The organism is Ruminiclostridium papyrosolvens DSM 2782 (assembly GCF_029318685.1).
Classification (GTDB): domain Bacteria; phylum Bacillota; class Clostridia; order Acetivibrionales; family DSM-1351; genus Ruminiclostridium; species Ruminiclostridium papyrosolvens.
In genome coordinates this window covers 205,180-225,945 of the sequence record NZ_CP119677.1, presented here as the reverse complement: position 1 = coordinate 225,945, position 20,766 = coordinate 205,180, and the positions used below count along the sequence as shown (strand labels likewise).

General features: G+C 35.0%; 19 protein-coding genes. 11 read left to right on the top strand and 8 right to left on the bottom strand.

Going from position 1 to position 20,766, the window contains the following annotated elements; translation table 11 throughout:
* The first annotated feature begins 105 nt into the window (after positions 1–105).
* The 3 genes from P0092_RS01045 to P0092_RS01035 all read left to right on the top strand — a co-directional run bounded on the left by P0092_RS01045 (position 106) and on the right by P0092_RS01035 (position 4,110).
* Entirely contained in the window at positions 106–264 is a 159-nt protein-coding gene (locus P0092_RS01045) for a hypothetical protein (protein ID WP_276187039.1), read from the top strand.
* A gap of 163 nt (positions 265–427) precedes the next feature.
* The gene (locus tag P0092_RS01040) at positions 428–2,641 is read left to right on the top strand and encodes a type I restriction-modification system subunit M (protein WP_004619285.1); all 2,214 of its coding nucleotides are present in this window, start codon (positions 428–430) and stop codon (positions 2,639–2,641) included.
* A 29-nt stretch (positions 2,642–2,670) separates the two neighbouring features.
* On the top strand, positions 2,671–4,110 hold the full coding sequence (locus tag P0092_RS01035) for a restriction endonuclease subunit S (RefSeq protein WP_004619283.1): 1,440 nt from the start codon (positions 2,671–2,673) through the stop codon (positions 4,108–4,110).
* Positions 4,111–4,645: 535 nt separating this feature from the next.
* Here P0092_RS01035 and P0092_RS01030 read toward each other — a convergent pair.
* The 6 genes from P0092_RS01030 to P0092_RS01005 form a co-directional block, all read right to left on the bottom strand.
* Positions 4,646–5,383, bottom strand: coding sequence for a hypothetical protein (locus tag P0092_RS01030; RefSeq protein WP_004619282.1), 738 nt, complete (start codon positions 5,381–5,383; stop codon positions 4,646–4,648).
* A gap of 13 nt (positions 5,384–5,396) precedes the next feature.
* On the bottom strand, positions 5,397–5,987 hold the full coding sequence (locus P0092_RS01025; RefSeq protein ID WP_004619280.1) for a matrixin family metalloprotease: 591 nt from the start codon (positions 5,985–5,987) through the stop codon (positions 5,397–5,399).
* Positions 5,988–6,811: 824 nt separating this feature from the next.
* Positions 6,812–7,885, bottom strand: a complete 1,074-nt coding sequence (locus tag P0092_RS01020; protein WP_004619278.1) for a hypothetical protein — start codon at positions 7,883–7,885, stop codon at positions 6,812–6,814.
* Between the two features lie 637 nt (positions 7,886–8,522).
* Complete coding sequence (locus P0092_RS01015; RefSeq protein ID WP_004619273.1) at positions 8,523–9,938, bottom strand: phytoene desaturase family protein; 1,416 nt, start codon at positions 9,936–9,938, stop codon at positions 8,523–8,525.
* Between the two features lie 21 nt (positions 9,939–9,959).
* The gene (locus tag P0092_RS01010; protein WP_004619271.1) at positions 9,960–10,529 is read right to left on the bottom strand and encodes a PadR family transcriptional regulator; all 570 of its coding nucleotides are present in this window, start codon (positions 10,527–10,529) and stop codon (positions 9,960–9,962) included.
* 124 nt (positions 10,530–10,653) lie between these two features.
* Positions 10,654–11,205 carry a hypothetical protein gene (locus tag P0092_RS01005; protein ID WP_040758782.1) on the bottom strand — a complete coding sequence of 184 codons (552 nt, stop codon included), beginning with the start codon at positions 11,203–11,205 and terminating at the stop codon, positions 10,654–10,656.
* A 215-nt stretch (positions 11,206–11,420) separates the two neighbouring features.
* Between P0092_RS01005 and P0092_RS01000 the strand changes: the two genes are divergently transcribed.
* Positions 11,421–13,106 (top strand): methyl-accepting chemotaxis protein, encoded by a 1,686-nt coding sequence (locus P0092_RS01000; protein WP_004619266.1) that lies wholly within the window; start codon positions 11,421–11,423, stop codon positions 13,104–13,106.
* A gap of 96 nt (positions 13,107–13,202) precedes the next feature.
* Here the strand turns inward: P0092_RS01000 and P0092_RS00995 are convergent, their stop codons facing one another.
* Positions 13,203–13,721: a hypothetical protein gene (locus P0092_RS00995; protein ID WP_004619264.1), complete on the bottom strand. Its 519-nt coding sequence runs from the start codon at positions 13,719–13,721 to the stop codon at positions 13,203–13,205.
* Positions 13,722–13,958: 237 nt separating this feature from the next.
* Here P0092_RS00995 and P0092_RS00990 point away from each other — a divergent pair, with 237 nt between their 5' ends.
* The 7 genes from P0092_RS00990 (at position 13,959) to P0092_RS00960 (ending at position 20,355) form a co-directional block, all read left to right on the top strand.
* Positions 13,959–14,543 (top strand): hypothetical protein, encoded by a 585-nt coding sequence (locus P0092_RS00990; RefSeq protein ID WP_004619262.1) that lies wholly within the window; start codon positions 13,959–13,961, stop codon positions 14,541–14,543.
* A gap of 283 nt (positions 14,544–14,826) precedes the next feature.
* Positions 14,827–16,602, top strand: coding sequence for an ABC transporter ATP-binding protein (locus tag P0092_RS00985; RefSeq protein WP_004619260.1), 1,776 nt, complete (start codon positions 14,827–14,829; stop codon positions 16,600–16,602).
* Positions 16,603–16,672: 70 nt separating this feature from the next.
* The gene (locus tag P0092_RS00980; protein WP_004619258.1) at positions 16,673–17,296 is read left to right on the top strand and encodes a S8 family serine peptidase; all 624 of its coding nucleotides are present in this window, start codon (positions 16,673–16,675) and stop codon (positions 17,294–17,296) included.
* Positions 17,297–17,311: 15 nt separating this feature from the next.
* The gene (locus tag P0092_RS00975) at positions 17,312–19,438 is read left to right on the top strand and encodes a radical SAM peptide maturase, CXXX-repeat target family (protein WP_004619256.1); all 2,127 of its coding nucleotides are present in this window, start codon (positions 17,312–17,314) and stop codon (positions 19,436–19,438) included.
* Between the two features lie 18 nt (positions 19,439–19,456).
* Positions 19,457–19,747 carry a CXXX repeat peptide modification system protein gene (locus P0092_RS00970; protein WP_004619254.1) on the top strand — a complete coding sequence of 97 codons (291 nt, stop codon included), beginning with the start codon at positions 19,457–19,459 and terminating at the stop codon, positions 19,745–19,747.
* A 74-nt stretch (positions 19,748–19,821) separates the two neighbouring features.
* A complete protein-coding gene (locus P0092_RS00965) occupies positions 19,822–20,025 on the top strand; it encodes an AC3_0185 family rSAM-modified Cys-rich RiPP (RefSeq protein ID WP_004619252.1) in 204 nt (67 codons plus the stop codon).
* A 129-nt stretch (positions 20,026–20,154) separates the two neighbouring features.
* Positions 20,155–20,355, top strand: coding sequence for an AC3_0185 family rSAM-modified Cys-rich RiPP (locus P0092_RS00960; protein WP_040758776.1), 201 nt, complete (start codon positions 20,155–20,157; stop codon positions 20,353–20,355).
* 220 nt (positions 20,356–20,575) lie between these two features.
* Here P0092_RS00960 and P0092_RS00955 read toward each other — a convergent pair whose 3' ends face one another.
* Entirely contained in the window at positions 20,576–20,755 is a 180-nt protein-coding gene (locus P0092_RS00955) for a hypothetical protein (protein WP_004619250.1), read from the bottom strand.
* Between the last annotated feature and the right edge of the window lie 11 nt (positions 20,756–20,766).

The following is a 20,766-nucleotide window of genomic DNA, read 5'->3' as shown; positions in this document are numbered from 1 at the left end:
TTGAGGGACTATTTTCCAACTATACAAAAGCGACTTTTCATTTGGCTTAGGAGTCAAATATGGACTGGGATAACAGTAGTGCTCTTTTCCGTGGTTATAACTGTTATGCCAAACTCTCCAAACCGCGTTGTATCATCAATAGTTCTTGCAGTATGGGGAACCTTCTTTTGGTGGATGTCCATTGGCTCGTTTTACACAGTAAAATTAGTATCAGACTTAATTATTGGCAACTTCGGTTTCCCAAAAAGAACCCCAAGAAAGTAGATGAAACCTACTAAGTAGCCGTATGTGACTTTGTTCATATATGGCTATTTTTCAAATAGTCGTTACTGAAATTCAGACATTAAAACGTTATACTGTAACATGAAGAACCTTTATGATATACTGAAGTAAATTCAAATGACAACTCGAGGAATGAGGTTTATACATGGATATATTGGAGCAAGGTTTAGCCAAAGGGCTAATCAAATTCGACGATGATAGGAAGAACGTACTTTATATACACCAGAACAAGAGGTATAGATACACAGACCCAGAAGAACATGTAAGAGTCAAAACATACCTTGAGCTTATTCTTAATTATGGGTATCATCCGGCAAGGATTGTACTGGAGGCTATAGTCCCATTAAGGACACCCAGCAACCTTGCTGACATTGTAGTCTACAATGATGATAGCCGCAAAGACCCATACATAGTGGTAGAGTGTAAGCAAGAAGAAATTACAGATGCTGAGTTCATACAGGCTATAGAGCAGGGATTTGGCAATACAAATTCTCTGAGAGCCAAGTTCCTCTGGGTAACATCAGGCATCAAGTCAGCATATTTTAATGTATCAGATTTTAAGCCTATGGAGCGCGAAGCTAATAAGATAGCAGATATTCCGGTGTTTGGAAGTAGCGAGCTATTGGTTGCCAAGTACATTAAAGGCGGTAAGGATGGCTTTGAGCTTGAGAAAGTTAGCGAACAGGATTTGACAAGGATTTTTAGACAGGCCCATGATGCTCTTTGGGCTGGAGGAAAGAGAAATCCTTCTGAAGCGTTTGATGAACTTGACAAGGTTATATTCTGCAAGCTATGGGATGAAAGGACTCTGAGGAAGAATGGTGAGCCTTACAACTTTCAGGTATTTACCGGGGAAGCAACTGACAAGCTATTACAGAGGATAAAGAGCATCTACAACAAAGGTAAGGCTAAAGACCCAGAGGTGTTCAGGGATGATATACGCTTAAATGCCAAAGAGCTTGAAACGGTTGTTGGCTACCTTGCTAAAGTAAACCTGACCGCTACTGACCTTGATAGTAAAGGTAAAGCATTTGAAACTTTTATGGGTTCTTTCTTCCGTGGAGAGTTTGGGCAATATTTTACACCGAGGAACATAGTTAAGTTTATAGTAGAATCATTACCTATTACAAACGAATCTGTCGTTCTGGACACTTCCTGCGGCTCAGGAGGCTTTCTTCTCTATGCTTTGGATAAGGTTAGAAATATTGCTGACCAGAAAGCAGAGGAAGGATATTTCTCCAAGGATTCAAAAGAACACTGGAACTTCTGGCATGACTTTGCCGAGAAGCGGCTATATGGAGTGGAGATTTCAGAGAGTATAGCTAGGACAGCTAAAATGAACATGATTATTCACGATGATGGTCATACCAACGTTGTTGCTTTTGACGGACTTGAGGGTATCGACAAACTCAGTGAAACCACTAAGAATCCGGGCTTTAAAAAGAATAGGTTTGACTTTATTATAACCAATCCCCCCTTTGGATCTACAATTAAATACTCTGAACACCGTTATATTGAAGATTTTGAGCTTGGTTGCAAGAGTATTGATTGGATAGAAGCAAAACTCAAAAACGTGGACTTGAACAGTCCAAGAGACAACCAAAGCTCTGAAATTCTGTTTATTGAAAGGTGCCACCAGTACCTACATGATGGTGGTATTCTTGCCATTGTTATACCTGACGGTATCCTTACAAACTCCAGTATGCAGTATGTCCGTGACTGGATTGAAGAAAAGTATCGTATAATTGCAGTGGTATCCATGCCCCAGACTGCTTTTACAGCTAATGGTGCAGGGGTTAAAAGTTCTGTGTTGTTCCTGTATAAGCTTTCAGAGAAAGACACTGCTACAATCCGTGCTATCAAAAAGTCCTTGCAGGACAAAACTTTTGACAAGCCTGAATATGGTGCTGCAATTACTGCCTTGGAGCAGGAGAAGCAAACAATATTGAAGAGGGGTGACGTAACAAAGCAGGAAATGGAAGAGGCTTTTGTAAGTCACATCGAAGCCTTGAGGGCCCAAGGAAACCACACCAAGGATATTGAACGCCAGCTTACTAAGGGACATAAGGAGAAAGTCAAGGAGTACGAAAAATCAGAGAGCTTCCAATCTTGGAAGAAAGAAACCACTGAGGAATTTAACGAGCGTATCTCTAACATTAAGGAGAACCTCAGTGATGAATATACAGGACTTGTGAAGGACAAGCTCAACAACTATCCTATCTTCATGGCAATAGCTGAAGATATAGGTTATGATGCCACCGGGCGTGAGACTGGCAACAATGAGCTTGTACCAATTGCCAAGGAGCTATACAAATTCATACAGGCTATCATTAATGGCACTGACTCTTTTTTCGCATAAGCCCCGACTTTGATAGCAACAATGTTTTTATGATTGGTCGGGGCGAATTGGAAGGGCGATATGACACTGTATTTTATAGACCAGAAATTGTAGCATTCATCGATAGACTTAATCATGGGAAGTATCCTGTATATACAGTAAGAGATATAAGTCTTAAAGTAGTTGATGGACCATTTGGCACTCAACTCAAGGTTGAAGACTACAGAAGTGAAGGTATTCCAGTTATAAGAGTATCAGACGTGAAAACTGGTGAAATACCAGATGAAGGGCTTGTTAGAATATCTCCTGATAAGCAAAGAGAACTGAAAAGAAGTAGAGTTCTTCCGGGGGATGTAATCCTTACCAAAGCAGGAGCCATTTTGGGCTATTCAGCAGTATTTCCAGAAAGACTGGTAGAAGGTAATATCACTTCACATTCTGTAACAATTAGGTGTAAGAATAACATTAATCCAAGCTATTTGAAGCACATACTAAAATCGACAATCGGGAATAAACAGATATACCGTTGGGGTAATAAGTCTACAAGACCAGAATTAAATACTGGTGAAGTTAAGAGGATACTTATTCCGGTTCCAGACCTAGATATTCAGAATGAAATCGTTGCATTAATGGATAGCGCTCATGTTAGTAGAAAATCTAAGGAAAATGATGCACAACAACTTCTGGCGAGTATCGACAACTATGTTTTGTCACAATTAGGTATCCAATTACCTCAACCTAAAGAAAATACGTTGGCAGAAAGAACTTTCTTCACTCCTTTTAAGAAAGTTACAGGAAGCAGGTTTGACCCTAAGAAATATTCAAAGTTCTATCAGGATTTATTTGCTGCTGTTGAATCCTGCGCTTTGGACAAAGCTGAATTAAGGGTACTTATTACACATCAGGCAAGTGGAGACTGGGGTCTTGATACAAAAGAAGTTACTAATCCTAATGACTATACAGAATGTACTGTGATAAGAGCTACTGAATTCGACAACCAATATAACCTAAATCTAAGAAATGATAGAATAAAACTTAGGTGTATAAATAATCGCAAGTTAGGGCGTATGGACGTACAAAAAGGAGACTTGCTTATAGAGAAGTCTGGAGGTAGTGATGACCAGCCAGTTGGAAGAATAGGTATAATTGATACAGATATTCTGGGGGTCGGCAACATAGCATATAGTAATTTTGTTCATAAAATCCGTATTCGGGATGACGTTGACAGTAGATACATATTTCAGTTCTTGAAAACCATGCATAATAATAAGTTGACTGATGCCATGCAGAGCCAGACAAATGGTATTCGTAACCTCATTATGAGTGAATACTTGCACCAGCTCATTCCTCTTCCATTGAGAAGTAAACAGGAAGAAATTGCTGAACACGTGGCTGACATAAGGGCAAGAGCTAAGAGCCTTCAGCTAGAAGCAGCACAGGAAATCGAGGAAGCCAAAGCTAAGGTCGAGAGAATGATACTGGGTGAATAAGTGTACCAATATGGGATAAAAACCTATACAATATCATCAATAACAACCTGACAACAAATTGACAACGGACGGCAAAAATCACCATTATGCATGGTGATACTGATTAACATACAAATAGCATCTAACCTTAGAAAAAAGCGGATTGCAAGACATTAGGACATACTCGGTTATACAGGCTGAAATCGTTCCGGTAGAACTGGAAATCGTGTGTGGGGTAATACTCACCGTGGGTTCGAATCCCACTCTCTCCGCCACAATTTGTCTGAAAAGCCTGATTTATCAGGCTTTTCAGCGTTTTACAAGTAAAAAAATGGACACTATTTTGAAGAAAAATTTCAAAATTAATGTCCTTTTTATTTTTTAGAGAAAAGCTATGGAATACCCCCCTACATTGCTGCAATTAACTTCTTAACTCCTACCATACCATATTTATCGCTCTTCTTATGTTGCAGGCAAGAAAACTAAGCCCCAGCTCCCTAATATATTCCAAGAATTGATTTATCCAAAGAACAAAAATCTATAAACAATTTGCAGTTTATTTACTTAATGCCTTAAGTTCTTCCTTACTAATTTTCAAGGTGTTATTTGCAAAAGTTCGTACATCTGTTGATGAAGGACTATTTTGTGAATAAGCATCTTTACCTGACGGATATAGTTTACCATCATATGCTCCAATAATATCAAACAACGGTTCATTGAAGTCTTTCAAAAATCCACTGGTATCTCCGACAAAAAGGAGAACTTCATCGTCCTTTTCTAAAGGGAAAAATCCATCTGTCCCGACAACAACATTGTAATCATCAGGAATACTATCATCAACTACTTCAAAAGACTTTTTAGTAATATTACATTCTTTTTTATATTCTCCATAAGTAGTTCTACCTCCAATTTCAACAACTGATACTGTATCTCCTGCACTCAAATTTCCTTTAAACACCTCTGTTAATTTAAGTTTTGATAATGTATAAAGCGTATTATTTTGAAAAACAGGTTGTGGTGAAATACATACACCAGTAAACACATAAGGCGCAGCTTCTAACGATTTCAAATCGGAATATGTTTTAATTTTGTCTAAAGAGGTTGAAATGTATCGAGTTTTCTTCTCATCAGCATTTGTATTTTTTGTTACTTCGTTTACTTTGTCATTTGAAGCTACCGTGGTTGTTTTTCCACTTGAAGCCATCTCAGATGTTTCCATATTAGAAGAACAACCTCCAAGTGAAATGCCCAATGCAACCACTAAAAAAGCACTCATTAATACATTCTTATTCATTTTACTTCCTCCTTTATGATCCATAGATTGCTTTTATTCCTGCGATGTCATCAGCGGATGGACTCCCTGCCGTGCGGCCATCCCCTAATTGAGACATAATTGCAGTTTTATCAGAAACATGCCAAAGCCCTAAAAAGTGACCATACTCGTGACACGCAGTGCCTATTCTATCGAAATAGGACAAACCAGTCTGTGTTTTATCAGCATAGTATTTAAAAACCTGACTATTTAGTTTAATTTCACACCAGTACCAGTCAGTATCATAACTAGCATCGATATTGTTTAATTTTAAATATGTTTGTGCAATAACACCTGAATTAGAAGGAAAATAACTCCCCCAATAAACGTCACACCTTGAATAAGATTGTTCGTCAGTCCTTGCCACTGATACGGTGCTTACCTTGTTATTCCAATACTGAATACCATAATTAATTGAATCTGAATATTCACTTGCAGAGCTATCTATGTAATATAAGAGGCCTTTCGCTCCACCACTTATTTTACCTTTACCCAATCGCATATATGAGAATGTATTACCTGTTGTCGATAATATAATTGCCAATACTACTGCAAAAGAAATCATTTTACTGCTCCGTTCCTTCATTACACATTTTCCTTCTATTGTTGTATTTACTTTTTCATTTTACGCTCTAATCAGCGACCTTGAAAAATCACTAATATAATTTACATATTTTTACATATTTTTAAATTATGTATGGTCTTATTTATTTAAAAACTAAGGAGGTTTTATTTATGAAGAGCATCTCAAAAAAATCATTGGGCTAGCTGTAGTAACATCAATTTTCGCAGCACTAACAATTGGTAGTAGTGCAGCTACTATTAAGGACAATTCTGTAACAAGTATCTCAGCAAGTAGTACAATTACTGGCTCAAAAGCTGTAAAAATTATTAAGGGTTTATTTGCTGATGGGACAATCGAAGAACCTGCCCCAAATTATGAGGTTCAATATTGGGATACTACCACGTTAAACAATAAAAAATATTACGTAATAAGAATTGCTTATATAGACCCCTATGAACCAAATATGACAGAAACATTAGCTCGCTATTTGGTTTCTGACACAGGAAAGACTGTTTATGAATAAGACTTATTCACATTTGAGCTTACTCAAATTCTTTAAAACAATCGAATGCTCGGTATAATGAATTTATATTCGATATATTTGATTGTAGTATTTTGTAATTTATTCTATACCTTTGATATCAAATCTTGATAAAAGAACTAATTACACAAAAAGAACGAGGATAAGTCTTCGTTCTTTTTGTATGTTGGCTTTTCAGGCTATTGCGAATTAAAAGGATGTTCGAATAAAGAAATACTGCATACCAATTAATAGTGTGCAGTCCCCACAATTCCATAATAATATTAAAAAAATCATGGAAAGTTGTAGATTTCTTTTTGTACTATCAACTGAATTGTAGTGTATTTAAGTCTATAAGATATATTTTTCCATCACCAATTGTTGAATTAAATTGATATGAATCATATGTTAACGCAGTACCAATTTCGAATTCATTGTTTGACAAAAATAATATATTATTATTGGAAATTTGATTCCCAAGTATTCTATCGACCCTATATAATTCATTATAGCCGCTTCCATCTGAATACCATGATGCCCTTCCATATATAATTCTGTTACCACAAGATACCCAGCTTACAAAGTATGGTTTATTTCCTGTTGGATCGTATCCGCCATCAATTATTTTACTTATGGCTGGGTTAAAAAAATCAAATAAATAGAATGTCCTATACTCCCCAAATTCTGTATGTGAATACTTTTGGATAGGTACATATGCACTAATAATTCCGGCTCTGATGGAAAGACCATTATATGTATTTCCGCTGCCGTAGGTTATCCCATTAAACCCTTTGCTGTAGCGTCCATTATCATACAAAGGATGGCTCTTATAATTCTGATTATATATAATTAAGCCGTGATCTCCAATTACGGGGCCTCCAGGATAAACACTAAAAGGATAAACTATTTCCATTGCATAATAATCCTGTTTTACACCATTGATTGTTGTACTTAAAAGATATACCGAATCTATTACATAATTACTTGAATAATTAATAGTAGGGTTGCTTTGTTTTATTCTGGAGAAAGTTTCCTCTATACTAGCATTTCCCGGTGTATTTGGCATGTTGGTAAATTGTTGATCCAGGAAATTAATGAAAGGAGTATACACTTCAGCTGATACTAAAGAATTAATATTGTAAGAAATATCCTGTGTGTTTTTTGTTTTATTATTTTCCTTTGATTTCAAATCACTGTTGGATTTATCAATTTCACTGCGAAGTTTCTTTAAATCAAGATTTTTTAGTATAGGCTGGCTTTCAATACTTAAATTCTTAATTGAATCGTTTTGAACATCTGACTGCTTAAAACTGTCATTAGAAGCATATACATTGCAGAATAGCAAATTTAATATTATTAGCAATACACCTAGAGTTCTGAGTTTCATTTTTTTAGTCACTTGAAGTACCTCCTAAAATAATAAGTATATATATAATATATAACTTTTACTAACTAATGTAAAATATTTCCATAACAATTCAACTTTGATATCAAGCTATTGCGAACAATTGAATCACCATATTATGTAGAATTAAATTAAAAATATAATGTTAACAATTTTGAAAATATTATAAACAATAATAAAATTACCAAAGGAGTAATTTTTTTGTACCGGATATGTTAATGCAAAATTGAGAAATATAGATCAACGTATAACGATCTTACCATTAGAAAACAATAAGGATGTGATTTCTATAAAAAAATATTTAAGCTTTTTTATAATCTTTTTAATTGGAATTGGGTTCATGTGTGTATCGTTATTTGAAAATGCTACAAGTTATAGTATTATAAACACAAACTTTTTCGAAAAATTTTCTGCAATTCTCTATTTTTTAGGTTATTTATTAGTAGTCTTATTTGGACTCCTTACTATAATAACTGCAATAGGAGAAGTCCTTAAAGGTAAAGTTAAAAAATAATTGAAAGGTACAGCAGAAAATGGGGTTAATATTTAAATTGTCTGATATTAAACCCATTTTCATATATAACTGCTATAAATTTTGAACATTAATAGCAAATCTCTTTGTAGCTTTGTATTAGGAGCATTTACTCAAAAAATTCTTCCCGTCTTGCTTACATATACGCATAATGCTGCCTTTTCCGGTGATTACAGCCGTTGGAAGGCCCCCTGTTGTCTGAGTCCATTGACCTGCAAGATAAAAACCCAAAAGACCCGGCAATACATTTGGAATCTTTTGTGCAGGAGCTTTCCACCCACAGTATGCTCCCTGCCACACATGAGTATACCGATAATATGTAATGGGTGTAGCCACATCCACTACTTCAATTTTTCCTTTTGCTTCGGGGTATTTTTTTTCAAAAAGGCATATAAACCAATCAGCTATTTTTTTCTTTTCAGCCTTATAATTCTCAGAGTTCTTGTATAGCTCTTCCCAATACTCATAATCAGTAAAAATTAACGATGTGACAACTGATTTACCAGGTAGGCTTAAAGTCTTGTCAAAACAGTAATTCTTTATCAAAAGCTGTGAATTTTCCACTCCCCCAATTTGCACCGAGTTTTCCAACATCATATTTATACAGTATGGATACCTGGACAGGTCGCAATTCACCCCAAGAGAAATCTGAATAGATGTATTGGATACTTTTTTGCTTTCGTATAAAGCTTTTATTTCTTCATTTATATATTGCCCCTTGAGCATTTCAAAAATGGCTGAATATCCATCTGCTGCGGAAACCACAAAATCGGCAGTATGTACACATCCGTCAGTAAGCTTTATACCTGTCACCCTGTCATTTGCGGCAATGATTTCATCTACCATAGATTTGTATTGTATTTTACCGCCAAGTTCCAAATACCTTTTTTCAATCCCCTTGGCAAACTCCAAAGAACCTCCCACCGGCCAGCAGGCATCTTTATTATTGTATATTGCTAATTGGAAGATTAATGAAAATACCGAATTTCCCTTTGGCGCAAAAGCAAGCAGAGCCTCTTTTAGAAATGGATCTTTAAACCGTTGCACGAAATCATGCATAGTAACTTTAGAGTATTTCACTAAACTTTCATCCTTTGAAGCTGTGTGGATATCCTTAAACTTTCTGACAGCATCAGTTAACTCTCGAATAACCTCGCTATCTTGAAAAGATAACTCCATCAAATGGGTCTCCAGTTTATCAATATCGCAATACATGATTAACTTTTTACCCTCGCTATTTTCAATATGCATTATATAATCATGATACAGAAGTTCTTTTCCCTTGAAAGCTTCTAACTCGTTCCAAGTCTCATAAAACATACTTTCGGGATTTGCACCCATAAGCCAGTGAATACATCCATCTATCCTATAACCCTTTCTGTCCCATGAAGTACAAAGACCTCCCGGAACGGAGTGCATTTCAAATATTTGGGTTTCATATCCATTCATTTGTCCATAGCAGCCCGCAGATAATCCGGCAATTCCAGCACCAATTATGATTATTTTTTTTTGCATAATATTCTGCCTCCAAAAATGTTAATTATTTAGCATTTTTTGATGTTCCCTTATATTCTGAATGGTTTCTTCACACCATTGAATTCTAAACCTTGCATCATGAATTGCATAACGGAGTGTAGCCAGCCAATATGGGTAACCCCTATCCAACCGTGTCTTTTCATTAGAATTAAACTCCTTTTCCATTTCCTCATATTGTTCCAACCGTTGTATATGCTTTTGCTTTATTTTCTCCATTTGCTCAATAACGTTATTTTCAGGAATATTTTTGGCAAAAGTAAGCTTTAAAAGCAGCTCAAGACGTGCAGGAGTGTTTTCTGGTGGCTGCATCAGCCACTCTGTCAGTTCTTCCCATCCTTTAGGTGTTATGGAATAAACATATCTCATGGGCTTTCCTTCATTTTGTTCAGCAATTTTGGTTATTAGCTCTTCCACTTCCATCTGTTTTAACACGGGGTAGATATGTCCGAAATTTTCATTCCAAAAATAGGAAATTCCTTTATCGCAGAACTTCTTTATATCATATCCCGACCCTGGGTTCATACTAAGTACTCCCAGAATAGCGTATTTTGTTTTATTAATTTTTGGCATCGGACGCCCTCCTATATCAATGTGATATATATCACATTGATATATTAACTTAAGTATTATATTATGTCAAGATTTGTTTTTGGATTAGCAATGTCCCTATATTCTGAATTTTTTAATCAAGGGCTTATTGATTACCGAGTGAAAGATTTATCTTAGCGGTTATTTGCGAAGATTTCTCAGGATTATCTGTACTTGCCCCGTTAAAAATATGTGAAATTTTTAGAGCATCCTGCAATGTTTTTGCCGGAGCAGAAATAACTGTGCCTTTATCCTTTGGGTTACATACCTCAATATATATGGACTTAAAATTATCAGTTATCCGAATTGACCCTAACATTTCAAGTACAGGTTTTCCGTTAATAACAGTAGTATAAGTAAGTGAACCAATCCCGTTGCTGATTTTAGGGTGAAAAATAATTGGAATTAACTCATATTTCTTTGTGAAGTCATATCCGTCAATAGCGATAACACCTTTATAAACTGGTTTACTAAATATACCATTATATAACTTACCTTTGACTTTTATTTTTATGTCTTTGGTATAACTATTATCTTCTGCCGAATATTGAACTGCCTGGTACTCTAAGCTAATAGGTTTTGGTGTATATGACCATACAAATATAGCTGCAAATGCAGATAAAAGAAGCAAAATAGTAACGTAAATTTTCTTTTTCATATTTTTAACCTCTTTCCTGTTCACTTTAATATATGAGAAGGTAACACATAATGTATCCCATATAGTACCAGCAATTACTTTTAGTGTCAATCTACAACAAATCCTGTCATGTATTGTTTAATAAACAATATAGTTAACATAATGTATAAATTTGCCGATAATTATTTCGAAGCTAATCTTCAAAGAAAAATATAATTCCTTATGGAGGGACACCTATGTCAGTAGCAAAAAAGCTTATAGCAAGTTATGTATTAGTATTAATATTAATGACAGCAATTGTTGGGACAAATCTTTATGCAACTAGCTCCTTGAAAATGCAGGCAGAAACTCTTATAACAGATTCTATTCCTTTAGGTCGTGCAGCAGATGATTTATTAACTGCGTTAGTTAATGAGCAAACCGGAGTACGCGGATATCTTGTATCAGGAGATGAAAAATTTCTTGATGCATACAACATCGGGAAAAATGATATTAAAATAAATTTAACAGATATTGACTCAAGGCTTGACGGTCACCCTATTATGTCACAGCTTATAGCAGAAGCAAAACCAAAGATTGACTCAATTGAAAAATATTACGAATCAGAGATTTCTCTTGCCAAACAGGGAAAATTAGATGAGGCACGTTCAAAAATGGAGGATGGCAAACGACTGTTTGACAGTTTCCGTGAAACTCATGGTAAAATCAAAAATGATATAGACAAGTTAACAAATGATGCTTGGAATGATGTAATGAACGTAAAGGCCAACAGCAACAATCTTATTATAATAATCAGCATAATCGCACTACTTGTTACTATATTAACATCATTTCTTTTGATTAAGAGCATATCATCACCTGTAAAGAAAGTTACAAACACACTGCACCGAATAGCCGATGGAGACTTGACCGTTGAACCTTTAAATATTAAAAGAAAGGATGAAATCGGCGTATTGGTAACTTCTTTAAATAAAATGGTTGCAAATGTGAGAGATATTCTGTCAAAAGTGAGTGACGTATCCACACAAGTTGCAGCTTCTTCAGAAGAATTAACCTCCAGTGCAGAACAATGTACAAAAGCAAATGAACAAATTGCCGAAGCTACTCAAAAAAGCGCTTCAGGGGCTGAAGAACAGTTAGGAAGCATTGAACAATCAACCGAAACAATAAAGGAAATGTCTACGAATATACAGCAAATTTCGGATAATAGTAAAGAAATGTACACTTTGTCGGATAAGGCTTTTTCAGCTTCCGAACATGGAATTATCACCATAAATGACGTTGTTGATCAAATGAATGATATAACCACCACTGTTAGTGATTCTGAAACTGTAATAAGAAAGTTGGGAGAACATTCAAAAGAAATTGGAAACATTGTTGAGATTATTACAGGTATTACAGAACAAACAAATCTTCTTGCGCTAAATGCAGCAATTGAGGCGGCCCGTGCAGGTGAACAAGGAAAGGGCTTTGCTGTTGTTGCAGAAGAGATTCGCAAGCTTGCTGAACAGTCTAAAGTTTCAGCCACACAAATAGCTCAATTCGTCAAGGAAATTCAAAGTGAAACAGAAAATGCAGTCATATCAATTAATAAAGGCAATGAGAAAGTTAAAAACGGTTTTGCTAAAACGCAGCATGTTGCCGAAACATTCCAAGCTATTAAAGGCGACGTAACAAATGTGAATAGTAAGGTTAAAGATGTTATGGCCTCTATAGAACTTGTTTCCTCCCAGAGTCAGGCATTCGTTTCATTTTCCGAAACAATCAGAAAGGCAGCAGAAGAAGGAGCAATACTAAGTCAGGACAATTCTGCTGCAAATGAGGAACAGGTTGCAACAATGGAAGAAATCACAGCTTCCGCACAATCATTAGCAGAACTTGCTGACGAGTTGCAGTCTTCAATAGCAATTTTTAAAATTTAATTTTATATTTGTATGACAATAGCTTGATAAAAGGGCACCGTTTGTAAAAATTATATTTTACAACGGCACCCTTTTTATTATTGCTCTTCCTCAATATCAAATTGCTCCATCAATTCGATTGGTGATATATGCACTGAAATGCCAATTCATATCATCAGAATAAAATTTGAAATAATCACCCTCTGCTAAATTTATCCCGTAAAGCTCGCCTCTGATATTTGCTGCAACCACTACCCCGTTTTTCTTGATATTAAAAGTACCCTTAATAGAATCCGAAGAACAACTCTCAGTTGTAACCAGAGTAAATTGGTATGTAGCATCGTAGACCTGTAAATCAGCAGTTAAGGAATTAAAGATGGGTATAAGATTTGTCCACTTGATATCAACGGTACCTTTTACACTGTCATACCAGGTATCTGTATTCGCATCGTGCAGATAGAGCGGTTTATCAGATATTATCTGATGATACCAATAAGCAGATGCTGCAACTGAATTCCCGGAATTTTGACTTTGAGAAACTGCATTTGCGTCTATTGCAAACGCCATTGTGGAAAATGCCATTGTGAAAATTAACGTTGTAATAATGACCAATAACAAACGTTTCATCCTAAACATATTTTTCCTCCTTTAGAATTATATAAACAATATTATAACATTAATTTGTAAATTTGTTACTGTTTTGGAAATTATATATTCAGGATTATCCACGCTTTATAGCTTACAACGTTACACTACGTTACTTTTATTGCATTAATTAATTTCCTCCATTATAATTATGAATATATGTCAAAAGTTGTCATATATTGTTGTGAATCGTATGTACAAAATAAAACTTAAAAGGGGTAAATCTAAATGAATATTTACACTGAAATTAACAGATCAAAAAATTCAAAATTACCAATTAGTTTTTTAGCAATAGCACACTTTTTTATTGCTGTCTTTTATATAATTCAACAGTTAATAAATATAAGAAATAGTCTGCATATTAATGATGATTTTTTAAATAAAGCCGTAATAGATGCAGCAGCATATATATCTCTTGGGATTTCTGCAATTTTAGTTTTAACCAATATTATTGCAGGAATTGGCATACTTAGAATGAAAAGTTGGTCGTGGTGGTTGAGTGTATCCTTCTTTTTCTTTTTATTAATACAAAAATTTGTTACTTTCCTATTTGGTCTATACACTAAAATTTTTGTATTAGGAATTGGTGAGGATACACTTTTTTTACGTGAGTTTGATTTTATTTTAAACAGTCTATATGTTTTGGCTATATCGATTATAGTTCTTTTATATCTTAATGATAATCAAGTGTATACCAGCTTTAAAAAGGACATTTCATCTAAAAAAAGAAACTTTTTAATTTGTTTTGGAATAGCTTTAGCATTTATTTTTCTGAATACTATTTTAGGCCATATAAGTAATCTCTTAAGCTAAAGGTGTTAGCCCCGGAGAATCCTTAAACCTACAAAAGGCAGTAGTTTCCGTTCATTGATGTTTGGAATATTTAAAATCATGTTACTAGTCAAGTATTTAAACAATCTCATAATTTGACATTTATCTCTCTACATGGTAAATTATTTATAAAGTGTAAATATTATACAAATAATGCATCCTATCATGCATCCTAATTAATATTTACTAATACACACCTTAGTTTAGTCAGTCTGGTTTACGCTGTTTTTTTGTAGATATAAAAGGTAAATGTGGGGACTAAATCATGAAGATAAAATTTTTCAAACAAGAAGATATAAAATTGCTTAAAAGAGCTTTAAAATATGTATTTTCATATAAAACCAAGTTCATACTGGCTTTTGTATGTATACTCGGCAGCATAGGAATAGGAATAGTACAGCCTCTTTTTTGGGGTGGAATACTGGACAGTTTTTTCAAAAAAAGTATTGATTCAGCTATCCCTAATATAGTTTACACTCTGATATTCGGGATTCTTGCAAGTATTCTTTCATATTTACAATCTTATGTCTTTTCTTCACTAAACCAAAATATAATATTCGACTTAAAAAGGGATATGTACAAAGCCATTCTTGACCTCCCCGTAAAAGCTTATGATGAACTAAATAATGGTGAACTAATGTCCAGATTACATGGAGATTCAGGTGAGGTTGCAAATGCTATCACAGGAACTCTTATAAATTCTGTTGTTGATGTGATACGGCTTATAGCAGTGGGAATAACCGTGTTTACCATAAGCGTTAAACTGGCTTTAATCGTTGTAATTACTTTCCCAATAACTTTTTTAATCTTTAATAAATATGGCAAAAAAATCAGGGCAGGCAACAAAAATTTATCCCAAGTCAATGACAAATACTATAGTGAATCGGGACAAACCATTTGGGGTATAAGGGAAGTAAAAAGCTTAGGAATAAAAAAATACAAGTTTGAAGCATTTATAAAGGTTGCAAACAAATTAAAAGAAATGATAGTAGCCGTAATATTGCTTGGTGCAAAATCTCAGGCACTTTCAGACATTGTAAACCATTTAACCAGTATCGCCGTGGTTTTTGTAGGAGGAGTATTCGTTGTAAACGGCTCACTAAACATAAAGTATTTTATTGCCTTCAATTCATACTCCGGACAATTCTCAGGGTCTCTTTTAAGCATAAGCAAATTTAATCTCAATTTACAGCAGGTTATGAACTCCCTTGAAAGAATATTTTTCTTAATAGACGGGCTGTCTTATTCACATGAAGAAATTGGTGAAAAAAGCATTCACAATATAACCGGTGAAATTAATTTTAAAAATGTCTCCTTCAGTTATGATAATCAGGTAAGCGTACTGGATGACGTTACCATAAATATTCCGTCCAAAAGCAGGACAGCCATAGTAGGAAGCAGCGGAAGCGGCAAAACTACCATTTTCAATTTATTGCTGCGCCTTTACCAGCCCTGTAATGGGAATATATTCATTGACCACACAGACCTGAATGAAATCAAGGAAGAAGATTTACGCAGGCACGTATCCGTAGTACGTCAAGAACCTGTTCTGTTTATGATATCCATAAAAGAGAATCTGTTGCTTGCAAACCCCGATGCTACTCAGCAGGAAATAGAAAATGCCTGTAAAAAGGCATATATACATGAATATATAGAATCCATGCCTAATAAATATAACTCTATCGTGGGAGAAAACGGTGTGAATCTTTCAGGGGGACAAAAACAAAGAATAGCTATAGCAAGAGCCTTGTTAAAAAAATCAAAGATAATACTATTTGACGAGGCAACCTCTTCTTTAGATAATGAATCTCAATTTTACATAAAAAAAGCAATTGATGCCCTAGCTGAGGATTGTACCGTAGTGCTGATAGCTCACAGGCTTTCAACGATAATAGAAGCCGATGTCATATATGTATTAGAAAACGGAAAAATAGTTGGTCGAGGAAATCACCATTCACTAATCCATACCAATAAAGTGTACAAGCATCTGTACCAAGCTGAGGTGGAGCTAATAAATGAAAATAGCAGGGAGGTGATTTGATATAGAGGAATCGGACAGGAAAATCAGGATTGCCATAATTGACAGTGGGATAAACACACAGATATGCAATTTGAATAAGAATGTAATACACTCAACCGGTTATAGCGTCAACATTAAAGGATATATAAAAGAGAACAATACTCTGCCGGTGAGGAATCTTCATGGCACAATAATAGCTGCAATAATACGTCATATATGCAGTGATATTGAGCTAATAAGTGTAAATATCCTTGACGAGAACCTGTCGTCAGACGGAAGAATACTTGCATATTCCTTAAGTCAGGTATTTGACTATAAGCCTGATATCATACATATGAGTCTGGGTACTGTAAAAAAAAGGTATATTTTCCCTTTAAGAAAAATAGTTAAAGAGGCAAAAAGACTTAATATAACTCTGGTAGCTGCTGCTGAAAACTCGGGAAAAGTTTCCTATCCTGCTTATCTTAAAGGCGTTATTGGTGTAAAGGCAGACAGCTTTGACGATTGTATGCAATATTCATATAAACAGGGTTTTTTCTATGCACCTTCAGGAATTGAAGGTATAGAGTGCTTGCAAGACATACAAGACATAAAAAATGTCAGAGGCACAAGTCTGTCGGCAGCCTATATATCAGGCCATTTAGCCCGAATAATAAAGGATAAAAAAAATCTTCCATATGAGGAAGCCAGAGAAGAATTACTAAAGGCACTTTAAAAAAGGAGTGATAAGGTGGAAAGCATTACTGAAATCAAAATGGGAAATTTAAATCCTGTATGGAATGGTTTGGATGGCAAGCCAAAAACTATAACCTTTTGTGTGACAGAGGATTGTAACCTTGCCTGTAAATACTGCTATATGACAGGGAAAAACAGCTTAAAAAAAATGACCTTTGAAACAGCTAAAAAGGTCGTAGATTACTTACTTTCAGAAAGGGATACCTTTAATGATAAGTCAGTAGTATGGGAATTCATAGGAGGAGAAGCTTTTGTAGAAATAGAACTGGTAGACAGAATAACGGACTATATCAAGCAGCAGATGTTCCTACTTGACCATCCTTGGTTCAACAGCTACAGATTATCCTTCTCCAGCAATGGCCTTCTTTACGGTACTCCGGCGGTTCAGAAATATATTAAAAAAAATATAGCTCACCTCTCTATAGGTTTGAGTGTAGACGGAAACAAGATAAAACATGACTTACAGCGAGTAAAGCCCGATGGTAGCGGCTCCTATGACGATGTAATTAAAAATGTACCTCTCTGGCTTAGTCAATTTCCAGCCTCCTCTTCAAAGGCAACCTTTGCTCATGACGATATTCCATATCTTAAAGACAGTATTATCAGCCTTTGGGATATAGGCATAAAATCTGTAGCTGCAAATGTGGTGTTTGAGGATGTCTGGAAAGAGGGCGACGACCTTATTATGGAGCAACAGCTCAGAGAGCTTGCTGACTATGTCCTTGAAAATAAGCTGTGGGATAAATACTCTGTAAGATTCTTTGACCCCTACATAGGTAACCCTCTCACAGAAGAAGAGATTAATAAAAATTATTGCGGTGCAGGTAAAATGCTGGCAATTGACTGTGACGGTAACTTTTTTCCATGCATAAGGTTCTATACTATTAGTTTGAATAACAAGAAAGCAATATGCGTAGGAAATGCCGACAGCGGGATTAATCAGGACAAACTAAGACCCTTTCATGCATTAAGTCTGAAAACTCAAAGTTCTCTGGAATGTGTAAAGTGTGAAGTGGCAAGTGGCTGCGCATGGTGTCAGGGCTGTAATTACGACATGGCAGACACTGATACTATTTATCAAAGGGCTACATATTTATGCAATATGCATAAAGCAACTGTACGGGCAAACAAATATTTCTGGGAAAAGTTTGAAAAACTAACGGGCTTACCTTCTGAAAGAACAAAATTGTCAGCGGATAGAGAGCATGAAAAAAAGAGATATTTGCAATTTATAACTTCAGACAACATAACACCCCATTGTTCCTATAGAAACACAAAGTCTACTAAAAATATCATGACTCCTGAATTATTAAAACAAGGTATCACATTTTGTGAGAAAAACGGCTATACACCTGTCTTTCTTGGCACACCACAGGGACTAGATGAAGCAAATATAAAGGAATACCTTACTATTGATAAAGCGGGACAAGCCGGAAATGCCATTTCAGTGTATGACAACTGTGCAGACAATCCCGATGAAGAAGCTCCCGGCATATTACTGCTTAACAGGTACAATATACATAACTTATATGAATTAATAGAACAGCTTGCAGGTACAGTATACAGAATAAATCTCGAGCTTGAAGATATTAATGACTGGAACGCCCAAGATGTTCAGGAGTATAGAACTCAGTTAAATAAAATAGTTGATTTTATTGCTGAAAAATACGCACAGGGTGAGGAACTTGAAATAAATGTACTAACTGACATTTGGAATTTAAAATCTATGAAAAACTGTGACGCAGGTACCAATACATTTTCACTTGCACCCAATGGAAGAATCTATATATGTCCTGCCTTTTACTTTGATGACCCTGACTGCCATATAGGAAATATCATTGACGGAATAAATATAAAAAATGACCAACTGCTCAAACTCGAAAATTCCCCCATATGCTCACTCTGTGATGTTTATAACTGCAACAGATGCAAGTATCTGAACAAAAAAATGACAAATGAAATAAATATACCTTCTAAAATACAGTGTGAGCTAAGCCACATAGAAAGAGAACATTCTATGAATCTTCAAAGAAAACTCAAAGAATACAGCTTCTATAAATTTGAAAATACATTAAGCGAAATTGACTATAACGACCCGTTGGAAAAGCTATTAAAAATATAGTGAAAGGAAGTTATTAACATGTATAGAGAAGTAGTTGGAATTGTCACTGAAGAGGAAAAAAATGAAATGCTGGTTCTTTTTGAAAGAAAGCTCGGAATTGAAGAGCTTGCAGCTACTCTTGAGAGTGATTTGCTTTCAGCTGAGCAAAAAGAAACAATGCAGGAGAAAATGATAACCGAATTAGGAAAAGTCAAGTATCATATGCAGGCATGGTGGGACAAAATGTATGAAAAGTACACATGGAAAAACATAGATGGACATAAGTGGAATATAGATTTTCAAACCTGTGAAATAATTCTGACCAAATAGTTAGTGATATAATACTTGCTCATATTTATATCTGCAGATAGATATTAAAACAATATATTGAGGAGGGGTTTATTATGGATCGTTTGTTCTCTAATAAAAAAATTGGTAAGCCAAGACAGGATATAAGTGGATACGCATTTTGCAATGTTTGTGATGGTACATGTTCCGGTTGTTATGGTGGTTGTACTGGTGGTTGTTATGTTAATTGTAATACTGGTTGCCAAACACATTGTGGGTATTCATGTGGGTATAATTGCGTTACTACTTCAGGTATGTAACCTACATAATTATTAATTATAAGTCCAGAATATAGGATAAAATCTATCTGCAGATATATACCCTTTAATTCTGGCATTTATATACCTTTTCTTTATAAATCTAAACAACATAAATAAGGAGGTGTTAATATGGAACGTCTGTTCTCTAATAAAAAAATAGGTAAATCAAGGCAAGATATATCAGGATATGCTTGTAGTGCTTGTGATTATACCTGTATGTATGGCTGTGTTGATAGGTGTACTGCTGCTTGTGGTGGTGGGTGTAGTGCTAGCTGTGTGGCTAGCTGTAAGTATTGCTGTGGCGGTAATTGTGTTAGTGCAAATTACTAATATCTCATAAGACAATATTAAAAGTAAAAATCTATCTGCAGATATATACTAAAAAATCTATTTTTCACAGGTTTCTTCTTGATTTTCATAAGCTCCTTAATATCATTGATTTCTTATTCAGTTTTTTCACACCCACATAAGGTTGTTAAATAAGGTTTAGCTTTAGGCTTTTTTTTGTAATACAAATAGCCAATTGCACCAAGTATAAGTTCTGCAAGGGCTAATAATAAACATCTGTTAAATTTACTTGCAGCATACCTTCACTATAATTTACAGGATGTGTCATTAAATAAATCTTAAAAATTTGTGGCAAAATTTTTGAACAAATCATAGCGCCGCCTAAAGTAATGCATCCTAGAAAAAATAACATTACTGATGAAATTAATGGAATTTTGTACATAATAAGCACCT

Bases quoted from the DNA above. Each gene is read 5' to 3' on its own strand.
- P0092_RS01045 (WP_276187039.1), top strand. From the start codon at position 106: ATGCCAAACTCTCCAAACCGCGTTGTATCATCAATAGTTCTTGCAGTA.
- P0092_RS01040 (WP_004619285.1), top strand. From the start codon at position 428: ATGGATATATTGGAGCAAGGTTTAGCCAAAGGGCTAATCAAATTCGAC.
- P0092_RS01035 (WP_004619283.1), top strand. From the start codon at position 2,671: ATGATTGGTCGGGGCGAATTGGAAGGGCGATATGACACTGTATTTTAT.
- P0092_RS01030 (WP_004619282.1), bottom strand. From the start codon at position 5,383: ATGAATAAGAATGTATTAATGAGTGCTTTTTTAGTGGTTGCATTGGGC.
- P0092_RS01025 (WP_004619280.1), bottom strand. From the start codon at position 5,987: ATGAAGGAACGGAGCAGTAAAATGATTTCTTTTGCAGTAGTATTGGCA.
- P0092_RS01015 (WP_004619273.1), bottom strand. From the start codon at position 9,938: ATGCAAAAAAAAATAATCATAATTGGTGCTGGAATTGCCGGATTATCT.
- P0092_RS01010 (WP_004619271.1), bottom strand. From the start codon at position 10,529: ATGCCAAAAATTAATAAAACAAAATACGCTATTCTGGGAGTACTTAGT.
- P0092_RS01005 (WP_040758782.1), bottom strand. From the start codon at position 11,205: ATGAAAAAGAAAATTTACGTTACTATTTTGCTTCTTTTATCTGCATTT.
- P0092_RS01000 (WP_004619266.1), top strand. From the start codon at position 11,421: ATGTCAGTAGCAAAAAAGCTTATAGCAAGTTATGTATTAGTATTAATA.
- P0092_RS00995 (WP_004619264.1), bottom strand. From the start codon at position 13,721: ATGTTTAGGATGAAACGTTTGTTATTGGTCATTATTACAACGTTAATT.
- P0092_RS00990 (WP_004619262.1), top strand. From the start codon at position 13,959: ATGAATATTTACACTGAAATTAACAGATCAAAAAATTCAAAATTACCA.
- P0092_RS00985 (WP_004619260.1), top strand. From the start codon at position 14,827: ATGAAGATAAAATTTTTCAAACAAGAAGATATAAAATTGCTTAAAAGA.
- P0092_RS00970 (WP_004619254.1), top strand. From the start codon at position 19,457: ATGTATAGAGAAGTAGTTGGAATTGTCACTGAAGAGGAAAAAAATGAA.
- P0092_RS00965 (WP_004619252.1), top strand. From the start codon at position 19,822: ATGGATCGTTTGTTCTCTAATAAAAAAATTGGTAAGCCAAGACAGGAT.
- P0092_RS00960 (WP_040758776.1), top strand. From the start codon at position 20,155: ATGGAACGTCTGTTCTCTAATAAAAAAATAGGTAAATCAAGGCAAGAT.
- P0092_RS00955 (WP_004619250.1), bottom strand. From the start codon at position 20,755: ATGTACAAAATTCCATTAATTTCATCAGTAATGTTATTTTTTCTAGGA.